This window comes from Acinetobacter sp. 24-47-62, assembly GCF_056779765.1.
The window spans coordinates 1-201 of record NZ_JBWYIN010000059.1; the positions used below are offsets into that span (position 1 = coordinate 1).

1 protein-coding gene is annotated in these 201 nt (G+C 40.3%); it reads left to right on the forward strand.

What is annotated here, in order from left to right; genetic code table 11:
* Window positions 1–8: 8 nt before the first annotated feature.
* Window positions 9–201 (forward strand): CoA-transferase (locus tag AC1M87_RS14885; protein WP_481594139.1); only part of this gene is annotated, 193 nt, incomplete at its 3' end.

A 201-nucleotide genomic window follows, 5' to 3' on the forward strand; every position in this document is an offset into this window, starting at 1 on the left:
GAAATAAAATGAGTTATCAAAAATTAACCCGTGATCAAATTGCTGAACGTGTTGCACAAGATATTCCTGATGGTGCTTATGTCAACCTTGGCATTGGTTTACCGACCAAGATCTCGAGTTACTTACCTTCTGACAAAGATGTCTTTTTACATTCTGAAAATGGTTTATTGGCCTTTGGTCCACCCCCTGCGGAAGAAGACC